At 62.9% G+C, this 275-nt stretch carries 1 protein-coding gene; it reads left to right on the top strand.

Annotation, left to right across the window (positions count from 1 at the left end; all coding sequences use genetic code 11):
* Positions 1 to 38: 38 nt before the first annotated feature.
* Positions 39 to 275, top strand: a 237-nt coding sequence (locus tag FS507_RS16925) for a hypothetical protein (protein ID WP_145943841.1), incomplete at its 3' end; no start/stop codon positions are given.

Below are 275 nucleotides of genomic sequence, written 5' to 3'. Positions count from 1 at the left end.
GTGGAATATGTATGAGAAGTAAGTAGGAGAATATGGGTATGAGGAGGAGGAAGAAGAGGGTAAGGGTGGGTGGTGATGTGGGGGTGGGGGGTAGGTGGGTGGGTGTGGGGGTGTTGAGGGGGGAGAGTGGTGAGGGGGGGGGGAGGAGGTGGAGAGGAGGGTTGTTGCGTGGAGGTGTGAGGGGGGTGAGGGAAAGGAGGGAGGGGTGGGTGGAGGTGGAGGGTAGCAGGGTGGGTGGGGGGGGAAGGGAGAGGGGAGTGGTGTTGGAGGAGGCG

It is taken from the genome of Corynebacterium glyciniphilum AJ 3170 (assembly GCF_007673095.1).
Lineage (GTDB): Bacteria > Actinomycetota > Actinomycetes > Mycobacteriales > Mycobacteriaceae > Corynebacterium.
Note: the sequence above shows the minus strand (reverse complement) of the source record. Positions and strands in the feature narration are given on the sequence as shown.